Origin of the sequence: Microbacterium sp. M28, from assembly GCF_025836995.1 — a bacterium.
Classification (GTDB): domain Bacteria; phylum Actinomycetota; class Actinomycetes; order Actinomycetales; family Microbacteriaceae; genus Microbacterium.
The window spans coordinates 100,889-115,045 of the sequence record NZ_CP107546.1; the positions used below are offsets into that span (position 1 = coordinate 100,889).

General features: G+C 70.4%; 15 protein-coding genes. 5 read left to right on the top strand and 10 right to left on the bottom strand.

The features are described from left to right. Positions 1 to 113 precede the first annotated feature (113 nt). Entirely contained in the window at positions 114 to 1,058 is a 945-nt protein-coding gene (locus tag OED01_RS00550) for an alpha/beta hydrolase family protein (protein WP_264156440.1), read from the bottom strand. 73 nt (positions 1,059 to 1,131) lie between these two features. Here OED01_RS00550 and OED01_RS00555 point away from each other — a divergent pair, with 73 nt between their 5' ends. After that, positions 1,132 to 1,779 (top strand): TetR/AcrR family transcriptional regulator, encoded by a 648-nt coding sequence (locus OED01_RS00555; RefSeq protein ID WP_264156441.1) that lies wholly within the window; start codon positions 1,132 to 1,134, stop codon positions 1,777 to 1,779. 95 nt (positions 1,780 to 1,874) lie between these two features. Next, positions 1,875 to 2,723 (top strand): hypothetical protein, encoded by an 849-nt coding sequence (locus tag OED01_RS00560; RefSeq protein ID WP_264156442.1) that lies wholly within the window; start codon positions 1,875 to 1,877, stop codon positions 2,721 to 2,723. A gap of 58 nt (positions 2,724 to 2,781) precedes the next feature. On the opposite strand, the gene OED01_RS00565 is transcribed toward OED01_RS00560, so the two are convergent. Next, positions 2,782 to 3,495, bottom strand: coding sequence for a MarR family winged helix-turn-helix transcriptional regulator (locus OED01_RS00565; RefSeq protein WP_264156443.1), 714 nt, complete (start codon positions 3,493 to 3,495; stop codon positions 2,782 to 2,784). 88 nt (positions 3,496 to 3,583) lie between these two features. Between OED01_RS00565 and OED01_RS00570 the strand changes: the two genes are divergently transcribed. Then, positions 3,584 to 4,099, top strand: coding sequence for a MarR family winged helix-turn-helix transcriptional regulator (locus tag OED01_RS00570; RefSeq protein ID WP_264156444.1), 516 nt, complete (start codon positions 3,584 to 3,586; stop codon positions 4,097 to 4,099). Positions 4,100 to 4,109: 10 nt separating this feature from the next. On the opposite strand, the gene OED01_RS00575 is transcribed toward OED01_RS00570, so the two are convergent. Both OED01_RS00575 and OED01_RS00580 read right to left on the bottom strand, forming a co-directional pair. Next, positions 4,110 to 5,519 carry an MFS transporter gene (locus tag OED01_RS00575; RefSeq protein ID WP_264156445.1) on the bottom strand — a complete coding sequence of 470 codons (1,410 nt, stop codon included), beginning with the start codon at positions 5,517 to 5,519 and terminating at the stop codon, positions 4,110 to 4,112. 67 nt (positions 5,520 to 5,586) lie between these two features. After that, complete coding sequence (locus OED01_RS00580) at positions 5,587 to 6,420, bottom strand: serine protein kinase RIO (RefSeq protein ID WP_264156446.1); 834 nt, start codon at positions 6,418 to 6,420, stop codon at positions 5,587 to 5,589. 251 nt (positions 6,421 to 6,671) lie between these two features. Here OED01_RS00580 and OED01_RS00585 point away from each other — a divergent pair, with 251 nt between their 5' ends. Beyond that, complete coding sequence (locus OED01_RS00585; protein WP_264156447.1) at positions 6,672 to 7,862, top strand: MFS transporter; 1,191 nt, start codon at positions 6,672 to 6,674, stop codon at positions 7,860 to 7,862. An 8-nt stretch (positions 7,863 to 7,870) separates the two neighbouring features. On the opposite strand, the gene OED01_RS00590 is transcribed toward OED01_RS00585, so the two are convergent. Beyond that, positions 7,871 to 8,905, bottom strand: coding sequence for a hypothetical protein (locus tag OED01_RS00590; protein WP_264156448.1), 1,035 nt, complete (start codon positions 8,903 to 8,905; stop codon positions 7,871 to 7,873). Positions 8,906 to 8,951: 46 nt separating this feature from the next. Here OED01_RS00590 and OED01_RS00595 point away from each other — a divergent pair, with 46 nt between their 5' ends. Next, positions 8,952 to 9,413, top strand: a complete 462-nt coding sequence (locus tag OED01_RS00595) for a DUF3817 domain-containing protein (protein ID WP_264156449.1) — start codon at positions 8,952 to 8,954, stop codon at positions 9,411 to 9,413. 292 nt (positions 9,414 to 9,705) lie between these two features. Here OED01_RS00595 and OED01_RS00600 read toward each other — a convergent pair whose 3' ends face one another. From OED01_RS00600 to OED01_RS00620, 5 genes are all read right to left on the bottom strand, one after another. Then, on the bottom strand, positions 9,706 to 10,602 hold the full coding sequence (locus OED01_RS00600) for a helix-turn-helix domain-containing protein (protein WP_264156450.1): 897 nt from the start codon (positions 10,600 to 10,602) through the stop codon (positions 9,706 to 9,708). A 155-nt stretch (positions 10,603 to 10,757) separates the two neighbouring features. Next, positions 10,758 to 11,516: an ABC transporter ATP-binding protein gene (locus OED01_RS00605; protein WP_264156451.1), complete on the bottom strand. Its 759-nt coding sequence runs from the start codon at positions 11,514 to 11,516 to the stop codon at positions 10,758 to 10,760. Continuing rightward, a complete protein-coding gene (locus tag OED01_RS00610) occupies positions 11,513 to 12,331 on the bottom strand; it encodes an ATP-binding cassette domain-containing protein (RefSeq protein ID WP_264156452.1) in 819 nt (272 codons plus the stop codon). The genes OED01_RS00605 and OED01_RS00610 overlap by 4 nt, the downstream gene beginning before the upstream one ends. Continuing rightward, positions 12,328 to 13,188, bottom strand: coding sequence for an ABC transporter permease (locus tag OED01_RS00615; protein ID WP_264156453.1), 861 nt, complete (start codon positions 13,186 to 13,188; stop codon positions 12,328 to 12,330). Before OED01_RS00615 ends, OED01_RS00610 begins: the two co-directional genes overlap by 4 nt. Continuing rightward, positions 13,185 to 14,147, bottom strand: coding sequence for an ABC transporter permease (locus OED01_RS00620; protein WP_264156454.1), 963 nt, complete (start codon positions 14,145 to 14,147; stop codon positions 13,185 to 13,187). Before OED01_RS00620 ends, OED01_RS00615 begins: the two co-directional genes overlap by 4 nt. Positions 14,148 to 14,157: the final 10 nt, after the last annotated feature.

The window sequence follows — 14,157 nt, forward strand, 5'->3', positions numbered from 1 at the left end:
TTTCTGAACCCTATTGAGGAAATGTTGCCGATGTCAACGTATCTGTCGAAGACGGTCGAGGAGGCGCCCCGGACTGCGCGCGGCATCCGGTGCGGCCGCCCAGCGGGAGGAGATCACGCGATCGGGAGGACCGTTCGCGCGTCTTTCGCCCTCCGATTCGTGCGTTCTCCTCCGCCGCGTGCGGCGGGTTCGGCGGACGTCTCGGCGTGACCGCCCCGGGTCACGACCGAGACGACGGCGTCCAGGACCTCGTCGTCGGCGAGGATGCGGTTGTGGCCGAGGTTCGACGGCCGCAGCATCCGCGAGCGCGCGCCGTGCGCGCGATGGAGTCGCACCGAATCGGCATCCGAGAGGCCGCGATCGTCCCGGCCATGCACGACGAGCAGGCTCGTTTCAGCGGGCAGCGGGTGCGCAGCCGAGTCGAAGCGTTCGGCGACGGATGCCGGCGATTCGCCGATCCTGGCCGCGAAGAGCTGCGCGAGGCGGATGCGGGCGCCCGCGGACAAGTCGGTCATGCGCGCGAACTCGTCCACCATCGCCATCGGCCCTGCGGTGCCCGAGATCGTGACCACCACGGGCACCGCAGCGAACGTGCGCGCGGCGGCGAGGCCGGCGACGGCTCCGACCGAGTGCCCGACGATCGCGGCGAAGGGGCCGAAGCGGTCCTGCATGCGCTCGATCGCGGCCATCCAATCGCGGATGTCCGTGCTGCGGCCCGGCGAAGAGCCATGGGCAGGTGCGTCGAAGGACACCACGCGCATGCCCTCGGCGACGAGTTCGCGCACGAGCGGTGCGAACTGAATCGCCCTGCCCTTCCACCCGTGGATGAGCAGCACCGTCCGGGGTCCCTCGCCCCATCGGTAGGACACGACGGCGCGGCGACCAGTGCGCAGGACCTCACGCCGGGCGGCGAGGTCCGTGGCCCGCTCGCGATCCCGCAGCGGCATGCGCGGGCGGGTGCGGAAGAACAGGCGATAGGCGATTCCTCCTGCCAGGGCGGGGGAGATCGCATCGGCGACCCGTAGGCCGGTGCGAACGGATGCGGCGGAGCGGAGCATGGATTCCTCGATTCCGAATCAATACGAACGATCGTACGTACACTATACGAACGATCGTGCGTAAACTAGAGGAATGTCGGATCAGATCGTGGACGGACGCCGAGCACGCGGAGACGCGTCGCGGCGCAGTGTGCTCGCACGGGCGACGGATCTCGCCTCGGTCGACGGCCTCGACGGACTCACGATCGGCCGGCTCGCAGAGACGTCCGGACGCAGCAAGAGCAGCATCGCGACGCTGTTCGGCAGCAAGCACGATCTGCAGCTGGCGACGATCGCCGCGGCGCGGGAGATCTTCATCGCGACGATCATCGAACCGGCGCGCGCGGAGCCGCGCGGCGTACGGCGGGTGGCGACGCTCATGCGTGCGGCACTGGACTACTCGCGCGATCGCGTGTTCACGGGTGGGTGCTTCTTCGTCGCGACCTCGGCCGACATCGACTCCAAGCCGGGCCCGGTGCGCGACGCCGTGCGCTCGGCTCAGGCCGATTGGTACGGCTACCTCACGGCTCAGCTGCGGTTCGCGATCGGCGCAGGCGAGCTCACCGCTGACGTCGCGGATGCCGAGGTCATCGCCTTCGAGCTCATCGCGCTGGACGAGCACGCGAACAGTCGCTCTCTGCTGTTCGGTGACGACGGCGCGTACGCGCTCGCGGCGCGCGCGATGCGCCGCCGGCTCGTCTCCGCCGGCGCGGACGAGGCGATGCTGGCCGCGCTGGCATGATCGCGTTCGCGTCGCCGAGGGTCGACGCGTTGTGTGCGAAGTGCGGGATCGATGAACACCCCCATCGCCGGGCGGCCGCGGCATAGGATCAGAGCGTGAGCGGCGACAAGGGCGATCCGGACGATCCGCGCGACGATGACGCGGGGGCGTTCCCTCCGCCTCCGCCGTCCGTAGGGGATGCCACGCCGGCCGAGCCGGTGATCGACGCCGAGATCCCTGGTGCCTCGGTGGCCGCAGCGGAGGAGGTGCCGTCGGTGACGTCGGATGCTCAGGCGTTCGACGAGCTCGCTGCAGCGCGCGTCGCCGACCTCGACATCCCGCCCGCTGAGGTGGCCGTTCCCGAGTTCACCGTCCCTGAGCCGCCGGAGATCCCGCCGCTGGATGCGACCGCCGTCGGTCTGCTCGAGGATGAGACCGCGGCGAGCAGTGAGCTCGACGACTCCCAGCTGACTTCCACGGCGGAGCGGGCGGCGTCGACCCGACAGCCTGTGCTGGACGGCTCGGACGGTACGTCTGATTCGGCCGCTCCGGCTGAGCTGTCCGAGCCGGTGCCGGCGACGCGATCCGAGCTCCGTGCACGGGCCTCCGCCGCCGGGAGCGATTCCGTGCGGCCGGACGGGCCCTCTGGTTCGGCATCCCCGACCGCCGGCGAATCGTCCGTGCCCCCGGAGGCGAGCGTCGCTCCGGTGTCCGCGTCGAGCCCGGCCGCCGCTCCGCTCGCGTACGCGCCGCCTTCCGCCGGGGGCGGTGAACCTCCGGCATCCGACCTCTCGCAGTCGCAGGGTGATACGTACCGGGGCTGGCCGTTCGTGATCTTCGCCCTGTTGCTGGCGCTGCTTATCGCGGCCGTGATCGGGGTCATCGTGCTCGCGAACAACCCGCCCAGCTTCGCCGCCGCCGCGCAGCTGGTGGAGCAGCTCCGCGAGACGTACTCTGCGGGGTGAGACCTAGCCAGCCTGGCCGAGTCTCACCCCGCATCGCGGGTCTCGCGGATGGGGCGGGTCAGCGTGTGGTGCTGCCGCGGTCGAATCCCGCGTCGAAGCCGCGCTCGTAGGCGTGCTGCGCCATGCGGGCGATGCGGCGGTGAGCACCCCAGTGGCCGCCGAAGCGGCCGTGGTGGTGCGGTTCGTCGGCGAGGCCGTGGTCGAACGCACCATGGTCGTGGAATCCGTGGCCGGCGTGCGGCTGCGTACCGGGTGCCTCGAACGGATGCGGCCCGAAACCGCGACGGACATGGCGGCGGTGCTCGAACGCGCCGTGGCCGTGGCGGTGCGCACCGCGCCGGCCGTGCCCACCGCGTTCGCGATTCTTGCGCGGGAGCGGGACGTTCTCGTCCCAGCCGAGTGCCCGCGCGATCTGCGCGAGGGTGGCGACGGTGGTCGCGTAGTCGTCCGCGCTGACCGCCTCGGCGATCGTGGCGCGGATGCCGTCGACGATGGTCCCGAGCCGCTTCTTGGCGGCCTGGCCTTCATCGGTGAGCGCCCACCCGTCTTCGGCGGGGGTGACCCAGCCGAGTTCGATCAGACGACCGAGCTTGCGGTCGTCGATGGGGCGTGCGATCGGGACGGCCCCGTCGATCGCGTTGAGCAGCCGCCAGTCGCGGCGGGTGATGCCTTCGTTGTCGAAGGCGCGGGCGAACTCGGCGGCCAGAAGCCGGTCGGTAGCGGTCAGCCAGTAGCCGAGGGGACGCTCGTCGGGTGATGTGTACGTGGTCATGGGGAAGTCCTTTGTTTGTAACTGTGCATGTATATGTAGTGTGACATGCAACGCGAAAGTATGTCAAGTAGCATGTAAACTCGGAGGCGTGAGCACGCCCGATCCCGCAGACGACATCGCCGACGCGCTCGTGCGCCTACGAGGACGTCGTCACCCCGGTCACGGTCTCGGACATGGCGGACCGCACGGGCAGCGCGGTGGCCCGCACGAGGGGCGCCGCGGACGGCCGGGCGGCTGGCCAGCCGGACCGGGTGGGCGCTTCGCCGCCCCCGCCTGGATGCGGATGCTGGAGGCGCTCGCCGCGGCATCCGACCCGCTCAGCGTGAGCGAGATCGCCGAGGCCGTCGGCGTCGATCAGCCCCGAGCGTCTCGGCTCGTGCAGCAGGGAGTCGAGCGCGATCTCGTCCGGCGGGAGGCCGACCCGGACGATGCCCGCCGGACGCGCATCGCGCTCACGGACGCCGGCATCCGAGTCGCCCGAGGAGCCAAGGGGGAGCGGCGACAGGAGCTGTCATGCGCGCTCGAGGCGTTCACCGAGGACGAGCGCACCGAGCTCGCCCGACTGCTCAACAAGCTCGCGGACAACTGGGGGACGACCCCCTGACGGCGGCCGCTCAGGCCGTCGTGACCCGCCGCTCCTGCACGGGCAGCAACAGCAGCAGTCCGACCAGCAGCACGATCACGATGCCGAGGATGCCGAACTTCGTCTGCGCGGTGAGCACGATCAGTCCCGTCCACGCCGCGGACGCCATCCAGCTGGCCGCGCGCCCGGTCGTCGCGTAGAGGCCGAAGATCTCGCCCTCGCGTCCGGCCGGCGTCACTCGCGCGAGGAACGACCGCGACGCCGACTGCGCCGGGCCGACGAACGCGCACAGGATCAGGCCGCCGATCCAGAACACGACGGGTCCTGCCTCGACGAGCAGGAACACGGCCAGACCGGCGACGACCATCGAGGCCAGGGAGAAGACGATGATCCGCTTGGCGCCGAACCGGTCGTCCAGGCGGCCGGCGAGGATCGTCGAGACACCGGCGATGAGGTTCGCCGCGATGCCGAAGATCACGAGCTGCGGGAAGCCGAAGTCGAACACCTGTCCCGCGATCACGGCGCCGAAGGCGAAAACGCCCCCGAGGCCGTCTCGGAACACCGCGCTCGCCAGCAGGAACCAGAATGCGCCGCGAGTCTGCGTATTGCGGTACAGCCCGACGACGTCCTTCACCAGCAGTGCGTACGAACGGAAGAATCCGACCTTGCGCTCCGGCCGCCCGAGCGACGGCTCCGGGACGTTCAGGAAGATCGGGATGCTGAAGACGAGCGCCCAGATCGCACAGCCGACCGCGATCAACCGGAACGGCAGACCGTCGTCGGCCGGCAGTCCGAACCAGTCGAACTGGTAGAACACGACGACCAGCACGAGAGCGACGATGCCCCCGATGTAGCCGAAACCCCAGCCCAGCCCGGAGATCCGGCCGATGGTCTTCGGGTTCGCGATGCCGATGAGCATGGCGTTGGAGTTCACCGCCGCGATCTCGCCGAACACGCTGCCCGCCGAGATCAGGGCGACACCGAGCCAGAACAGCGTCGGCGTCGGTTCGACGAACCACAGTCCGAACATGCACACGATCAGCGCTCCGGTGCCGATCCCGAGCCACAGCTTCTGGCGGCCGGCGGCATCCGCCCGCTGGCCGAGGACCGGGGCGAACAGGAGGATCGCGAGTCCGGCGATCGTGGAGCCGAGTCCGAGGCCGCTGGCCAGCTCGGCCTCCGCAGCCAGATAGGCGGGGTCCTTGTCGCCCAGCGCGACGATCTCCGGTGGCAGGAACTGCTCGGTCGTCAGATACAGCGCCGTGAAGATGAACGTCAGGATGACGGTGTTGAACGGCTGCGTCGCCCAGTCCCACAGCGCCCACGAGTAGACCTGCTTCTTCGGGGCCGGAGTGTCGCCGCGCAGCTCCAGGCCGATCACGCCGACCGCGCCGCTGTTGGCGGTGGGCGGCGGAACGGGTGTCTCATCCGACGTGCTCATGTGTCGAAGTCTGGCCGCGACCGGTGAACGCGAGGTAGCGACGCGCCGGAACGCGTCCTGCGGACCGTCACCCGTACGACGCCGCGATGAGCTCGGCGAACAGGGCCTCGGCATCCGCCTCGACCCGATGCCGGATGAACCAGTCGCAGACGTTCACGCAATCGCGGTGCAGCAGGTCGAAGCCCTGCGGGTTCGCGATGACGTCGACGATCTGCGGCAGGTCGATCACCCGTACGCGGCCCTCGTGCACGAGCAGGTTGTAGGGCGACAGGTCGCCGTGCGCGAAGCCGGCAGCGGCGAACACGTGCATGAGCTCGACGATCTGCTGGAACAGGTCGGTCAGCTCGTCCCGGTCGCCGCGGACCTGCGCGAGCCGCGGAGCGGCCACCGCACCCGCGCCGATGAACTCCATCAGCAGCTCGGTGCCGTGGACCTGCACGGGATACGGCACGGGTGCGCCGAGCTCCCATGCGCGGCACAGGGCCTCGAACTCGGCGAACGACCACTCGGCCGCGGCGACCTCGCGTCCGTAGAGCGACTTCTTCTCGGTCGCGCGGGCGTCGCGGGAGTTCCGGGTGCGACGCCCCTCGGTGTAGATGCTCGACCGGTGGAACGTGCGGTGCTGCGAGGTGCGGTAGCGCTTTGCCGCCAGCAGCGTGCGCTGCGACGGATCATCCGGCACGGCGCGCTCGATGAGGAAGACGTCCGCTTCCTTGCCGGTCTTGAGGATGCCGAGCTCGGTGTCGAGCGCGCCGGCGCTCGTCACGACCCATGGCGGTCGCGGTTCTGGCCCGCGCTCGGACGGGGTGACGGCGGGCCAGGTCGTCCAGCGCTGGTTCTCGCCGGGTTCGACATCGGCGAAGGTGAGGGATGCGTCGAAGGACGCGAAGGGATCAGACACGGTGGTTGCTCCGGGAGAGGAGGCCACACGCGGATCAGGAGCGGGCGGCCTCGAGGGGAAGGTTCTGGTCGGAAGAGGGCACGACGACGACAACGGTCATGGCTTGCTCCTTCCGCTGATTCCTTCCGGGGATGTCCCGGCGCTGGACGAGCATATCCGCAAGCCGGGGTGCCGTCCAGCCCCGGACGATCGGTCGGATGCCGCGGACGACCGATCGGGTGCGGCCACCGGCATCCTGCAAGGGTGGAACCATGACCACGACCGCCCCCGTCCCCGTCGCCCCTGCTACTACGGCCGAGCGCATGCGCTACGGCGGACTCATCGCGCTCATGCTCATGAGCTTCCTGCTCGTCACCGCCGAGTTCCTGCCGAACGGCATGCTGACCGAGATGGCCGACGGGCTCGGGGTCACACCGGGGCAGGCTGGTCAGACCGTCACCGTGACGGCGCTGGTCGGCCTGCTCGTCGCGCCGACGGTCGGCCTGATCTTCCCGCGGCTGGACCGGCGGAGTCTCCTGGTCTGGATGGCGCTCGCCGCCGGCGCGTCGAACCTCATCGTCGCGATCGCGCCGAACCTCGTGCTGGTCCTTCTCGCCCGCTTCCTGCTGGGCGCCGCGCTCAGTGCGTTCTGGTCCATGTCGATCACGGTCGCTGCCCGCATCTCAGGGCCCGAGCGCATCGGCCGCGCGGTCATGTTCACCACGGCCGGTACATCGCTGGCGACCGTCGCCGGAGTGCCGATCGGCGTGATGCTGAGCGAGGTGCTCGACTGGCGCACGGTGTTCGCGCTCGCCGGTGTCGTCACGTTGCTGCTGGCCATCGCGCTGCGGACTCTCCTGCCGTCGGTTCCCGCCGCCCAGGCATCCAGCATCCGCATCCTCGTCGACACGCTCCGTCGGCCGGGCGTCGGTCTCGGCTTCACCGGCCACGTGCTGGTCGTGCTCGGACACTTCCTCGCGTACACCTACATCCGCCTCGCGCTGGAGCGGATGCCGGACGTGGATGCCGGCACGATCGTGCTCCTGCTGGCACTGTTCGGCGCCGGCGGTCTGGTCGGCAACCTCGTGATCGGCCTCATCGTCGACCGGACGTTCTCGCTCTTCGCGGTCGTCGGCCCGATCGCGATCGCGGTCGCCGTGCTGGGGACCCTCCTGTTCCCGGGGTCGATCGCGGCCGTCGCGGTCGCCGTCGTGGCGTGGGGCTTCTTCTTCTCGTCCTGGCTGATCGTGGTGAACACGTGGGTCGGTCACCGGATGCCTGACCGCCTCGAGGCCGGTGGCAGCCTGGTCGTCGTCGGGTTCCAGGGCGCGATCATGATCGCGGCGGGCGTCGGCGGCATCCTCGTCGACGCGCTGGGCGTCGAGCTGAACTATGTCCTCGGGGCGGCGATCCTCGTGCTCGGAGCCGTGCTGTTCGGCGCGTCGAACCGCGTGCGTTCCTGACGCCGACGTCACCCGGGCGGGGTGAGCCGGACGAGCACGCCGTCCCCCTCCCCGCCGATCGCCACGACCCAGGCATCTCCCGTCCAGGCGGCGGCGTTGGCGCCGCACAGGAACGACAGTGGTTCGCCGTTCTCGCCGGTGGAGTCGGTGAGCAGCAGGCTGTCCGAGGAGTACCAGGCCCGGCAGTTCTCGCGGTCCGCGATGACATCGCGCGCCTCGCCCGACCCGCCGACGATGACGCCCGTCGTCGCGTCGGACGTCGGCTCCTCTCCCCACCAGAGCGCGGTCCCGTCCGGCGCGACCGCGACGACGGGCCGCTCGGCCTTCTGAGGTTCGCGCGAGAGCTCGACACCGTGGTGGTCGAGGACGATGCGGTGCGCGGGCGTGGCGATGAACAGCCGGCCGTCGGCGGAGACGTCGATGGCGACGGGGGGCAGGCCGCGGCAGGCCTCCTCGGGATCGGCGAACGCGAGGCGCTCGGTGTGCACGATGGTCGCCGCGCCGCCGGCGAGCGGGATGCGCACGATCCCGGCCTGGGGGCCGGTCGGATCGGAGAAGGCGTACCGCACCAGATGGACCACGCCGTCGTGCGCCGCCACATCGCCGTACGGCCGCAGGACACCCAGCGGATCGACGTCGCCCGTCTCGACGGGAACCTCGATCATCGACATGTCCGAGGTGTCGACGATCGCCAGGCTGGGCACCTCCCCGCTGACGACGACGAGGCGGCCGGGCGCGAGCGTCGCCATCGCGGTGGCGTCGGACAACGGCTCGTCGACGTCGGCGTTGAACCGTGCCGCCGTCTCGCCGTCGGCGTCGACGTGCAACCAGGAGTTGCTCGAAGCGCTCCAGAAGCCGCCTTCGCCGTCGCCCGTGACCTTCGCCATGCCGAACGCGACGTCGGTGCGATCGGGCGACCGGAACGCGATGGACTCGAGCCGCCAGTCCTCCGGGGATGCGGTCGTGCACCCCGTCACACCGAGCGCGAGCGCGAGCAGCAGCACCGTCGGCCGGCCTCGTGCGCGTCCCCGAGCGTCTGTCATCGCTCCAGTTTCTCCTAGTCTGGAATCACCCCACCCGAGGAGATCCGTGTTCCTTGCACCCGCCCGTCTTTTCCGTGTCCTGGCGATCGCCGAGGCGATCACCTGGACGATCCTGATCGCGGCGCTCATCGCGCGTGCGATCGGTGCGCCGGGAATCGTGGTGACGGTCGGCGGAGGCATCCACGGGTTCGTGTTCCTCGCGTACGGGGCGACGGCGATCCTCGTCGCGCTCAACCAGCGCTGGCACGTCGGCGTGGCGGTGCTCGCCGTCGCCAGTGCGGTGATCCCCTATGCGACGATCCCGACGGAGATCTGGCTGCAGCGATCGGGCCGGCTGCGCGGCGAATGGCGGCTCGACGCCGGCGACGACCCGCGCGACGCCCGCTGGTACGACCGGCTGATGCGCTGGTTCCTGCGACGCCCGTGGGTGCTCGCGGCTCTTCTCGTGCTCGCGATCGTCGTCCTGTACGTGATCCTTCTGCTGGTCGGCCCGCCCGGCGGGCGCTGAGCGGCGGTTCCCGCGTTCACAACTCCTCATCAATGCGGGTCGGGCGGGTGCCGACCTGCGGAATTCTGCGCTCTGCCCGAACGGCGGACACCGAATCTGAGGAGTTGTGCACGGGGTTCGGCGCAGAGTCCGTCTCAGGTGCTGATCGAAGTGTGCTCGCTGCCGCGTTCACAACTCCTCATCAATGCGGGTCGGGCGGGCGTCGGCCCGCGGAAATCCGCACCACTTTCACAACGCGGGTGGCGCTTCTGAGGAATTGTGCACGCCGCGGCGGCGCAAAGACGCGCGGCGGTCAGGCCGGGATGGACGCGCGCCCGCTGGCGCGCCACAGCGACGGTGTGACGCCGGTGTGCCGGCGGAACGCGCGGCTGAAGCCCTCGTCCGAAGCGTAGCCCAGCTCGCGTGACGTCTCCGAGACGCTGCGTCCGGCGTCCAGCAGCTCCTTGGCCTGGCGCATCCGCACCTCAGTGACGTAGCTCGCCGGCGACTGCCCGAGCGCGGCGCGGAAGCGCTCCGCGAAGACCGACCGCGACATGGCGCCGACGTTGGCGAGCAGGTCGACCGTCCAGTCCCGTCCGGGTTCGGAATGGATGGCCTCTACGACGCGATCGAGAAACGGGTCTCCGGCTCGCGACGGCCACCCCTGCGGAGCGCAGCCGTTCTGCGCCCAGGCGCGGATCAGGCTCAGCAGTACCGTGGTGACCATCATGCGGCAGATCAGCGGATCGCCCGAGCGCAGTCCGTGCACGTCCGGATCGACCGGGCCGAGGTTCGCGGCGAGTGCCGCGGCGGCCGGCTCGAGCTCGGCGAAACCGGTCACGAAGACGAAGCCGGGGATCCCGTCCAGAGCGGCAGAGTCCAGTTCGAGATCAGCGGTCATCAGCCGTGCCCCCGATGTCGACTGCAACGCGATCGACCGGTGCCCCATGCTGAGGAACGCGTCGCCCGCGAGCAGCGTGCGCGCCCCACGGGCAGGTCCGGCCGAGCCGCCTGGCACGTCGAGGGTGCAGCTCGGCTCGCGCACGACATCGCCGGTGATCTCACCCTCGACGACGTACGCGAGGGTGACCTGTCCGGCCGGCAGGGGAAGCACCCCGTCCTGCGCGAGCGTGGTGCGCCGCGCGAAGCCGAGCCGCACGTCGAAGGAGGAGAGCACCTCCGCCAGGCGAGCAGGATCGACAGTCGTCATACTGCCCTCAACGACGCGCAGGGTCCGGCTATTCCGGCGCGGAGCCCGTTTCGAACTCCTGCAGTTCCGCGCCGATCGGGGGTGCGGCGGCAGCGGGTGCGGATTCTGCAGGAGTTCGGCACGGATGCCGACACGCGACGCGCGCCGGCTGCCCCTCAGGTCGCGGGCAGCCGGGGAATCGCGGAGACCAGTGTGCGCGCGTAGTCGGTCTGCGGCGCGTCCAGGATGCCGCGGGTCGGCCCCTCCTCGACCACACGACCGCCGCGCAGCACGACCGTCCGTTCGCACAGCGCGGCCACCGCGCTCAGATCGTGCGAGACCATGACCAGCGCCAGCCCGGTCTCGGCCCGGAGCGCGCGCAGAAGGTCGATCACCTGGATGCGAGTCGTGACGTCGAGCGCGCTCACCGGCTCGTCCGCCAGCAGCACCCGGGGCTTCGACACGATCGCCCGCGCGATCGCGATGCGCTGCCGCTGTCCGCCGGAGAACTCGTGCGGGTACCGTTCGAGCACGTCGGCGTCGAGTCCGACCGATCGGACGGCCTCCGCCACGGCGCTCAGCGCCGCCTCGCCGCGGGCGATGCCGAGCGATCGGAGCGGCTCGCCGACGATCCGGTCGATCCGCTGCCGGGCGTCGAGCGACGAGTACGGATCCTGGAACACGGTCTGCACGTCGGTGCGGAACCGGCGCATGAGTGCACGGTCGCGCCGGTTCAGCGGCTGCCCGTCGAACAGCACCTCGCCCTCGTGGGGTGCGGCGAGCCCGAGCAGCAGCGAGAAGATCGTGGACTTGCCCGCGCCCGACTCGCCGACCAGGCCCACGGCCTCGCCCGCGGACACCTGGAGCGACACGTCGTCGACCACAGTGCGCGTCCCGTACGAGAATCGCGCGGAGCGCAGCTCGAGAATGCTCATCGCTCGCCCCCTTCGGCTCCGTCGGATGCCACGGGTGCGTCGAGCGCGGCATCCAGAGCCCTGGCACTCGCGACCAGCGCCGTCGTGTACGGATCCTGCGGAGCCGAGATGATCTGCCCGACCGGCCCCTGCTCGACGGCCCGGCCGCGCTGCATCACGACCACTCGATCGGTCATGCGGGCGACGACGGCGAGGTCGTGGCTGATGAACAGCAGAGCCATGTCTCGTTCGGCGACGAGGCGGCCCAGCAGGGTGAGGATCTCGTCCTGCACGGTGACGTCCAACGCGGTCGTCGGTTCGTCGGCGATGAGGAGCTTCGGGTGGCCGGCGAGTGCGATCGCCGTCGCCACTCGCTGGCGCTGCCCGCCGGACAGCTCGTGCGGATACGCGCGGGCGATCCGCTCGTCGGGGAGCGAGACGTCGACGAGAGCAGCGCGCACGGCATCCTGCAGCTCCCGGCCACGCAGCCCGAGGTGACGGCGCATCGGCTCCGCGATCTGCCGGCCGACGCGCATGAGCGGATCGAGTGCGGTCAGGGGTTCCTGGAAGAGCAGGGCGGCGACCGGGCCGCGGAGCGGCCGCAGCGCACCGTCCGACGCGCCGATCACCTCGGTGCTGTCGAGCCGGACCGATCCGGATGCCGAAAGACCCGCGCTCAGCAACCCGGTGGCGGCGAGGGACGTCACGGACTTGCCCGAGCCGGATTCGCCGATGATGCCGACGCGCTCACCGGCGGCGACCGTGAACGACACGTCGTCGACGACGCGGCGGCCGCCGGCGGTCACGGTGAGTGCGGAGATCTCGAGAAGGCTCAACGCGTCCTCCTGCGGGTCGGGTCGGCGAAATCGCGCAGGCCGTCGGCGATGAAGTTCACACCGAGGACGAGCACGACCAGGGCGATGCCCGGGGCGATCGCGCCGACGGGCGCGGTGAGCACGGTGCCCTGCGCCTCCTGCAGCAGCCGCCCCCAGGACGCGTTCGGCGGCGGAGCGCCGAGACCGAGATACGACAGGCTGGCCTCGGCGAGGACCGCGGCGCCGAACTGCAGCGCGAGATTCACGCTGAGTGTGGGCCAGATGTTGGGCAGCACGTGGAACGCCACGATCCCCGGCCACCGCGTACCGCTCGTGCGCGCCGCCGTGATGAACTGCTCCTGCAGCACCCGATGGGCGAGGATGCGGGTGAGCCGCGCGACGACGGCGGACATCGCCAGCCCGATCGCGAGGATCGCCGACCAGAGCGACGCGCCCTGCACGGCCACGACCAGCATCGCGAGCAGCAGCACGGGGAAGGCGATGATGACATCCAGCGCCGCGGACATCGAATCGTCCACCCACGGGCGTGCGAACGCCGCGATGAGTCCGATCGTGATTCCGAGCAGCGCAGCCAGCGCGACCGATCCGATCCCCACGACGAGCGCGATGCGTGCACCGACCATGAGCTGGGTGAACAGGTCGCGACCGAGCTTGTCCGTACCGAGCAGGTGCGCGCCGCTCGGCCCCTCGAGGCGCCCGCCGCTGACGTCGCTCGGCGCATACGGCAGCCAGAGCAGCGAGACCACGGCGAGGAGGACGATCAGTCCGGTGAAGCACAGGCCGATCACGAGGGTCGTGCCGCTGCCGCCACGACGCCGGGGTGCGGCATCCTCGATCTGCTCCACGACGGCCGTCATCGTGCACCAGCCATCCGCGTGCGCAGCCGAGGGTCGATGAGGCGCTGCACGATGTCGGCGAGGAAGCCGACGATGAGGACGAACAGGGTCGAAACCACGAGCACGCCCTGGATGTTCGCGAAGTCGTGTTGTTCGATGCCGGTCAGCAGCATGCTGCCGAGGCCGGGGAGCGTGAAGACGCTCTCGACGACCACGGCGCCGAGCAGCGTGGTCGACAGCTCGATGCCGAGGACCGCGATGACGGGGACAGCACCGTTGCGGACGCCATGGCGCAGCAGCGCCTCACCGAGGCCGGATCCGCCGGCGCGGGCGGTGCGCAGATAGTCGCTGCCGAGCACGTCGAGGGTGGCGGCACGGACATAGCGCGACAGCGAAGCGCTCATGACGATCGCCACCGTGAGGACGGGCAGGACGAGCGAGCGCAGCGCGTCGGCCGGATCCTCCCAGTCATCACGGGGGAAGCCTCCGGACGGGAGGATGCCGAGGCCGAGCGCGAACACCCACACCAGCAGGATGCCGACCCAGAACACCGGAACCGCGATGCCGAGCTGCGCGAAACCGGAGAGCACGGTGCCGTACCAGGTGTCGGCCTTCACCGCTGCGGTGATGCCGATCACGAGCGACAGCAGCAGCGCCAGAACGAAGGCAATCAGCGTCAGCGGCAGCGTGATCTGCAGCCGAGCCGCGATCTCGGGTCCGACCGGGAGCGTGCTGATGTACGACTCACCGAGGTCGAGCCGCAGCATCTGACCGGCCCACAGCGCGAACTGCTCGATCAGCGGTCGGTCCGAGCCCACCTGAGCCCGCGCCGCGGCGATCTGCTCGGGCGTGGCATCCACCGACAGCAGGGCGTTCGCCGGGTCGCCAGGCAGCAGCCGGAGCAGCACGAAGATCACCATCATGGCGACGACGAGCGACACCACGAGGAACGCGGAGCGGCGGAGCAGATACGTGAGCATGGGAGGCATG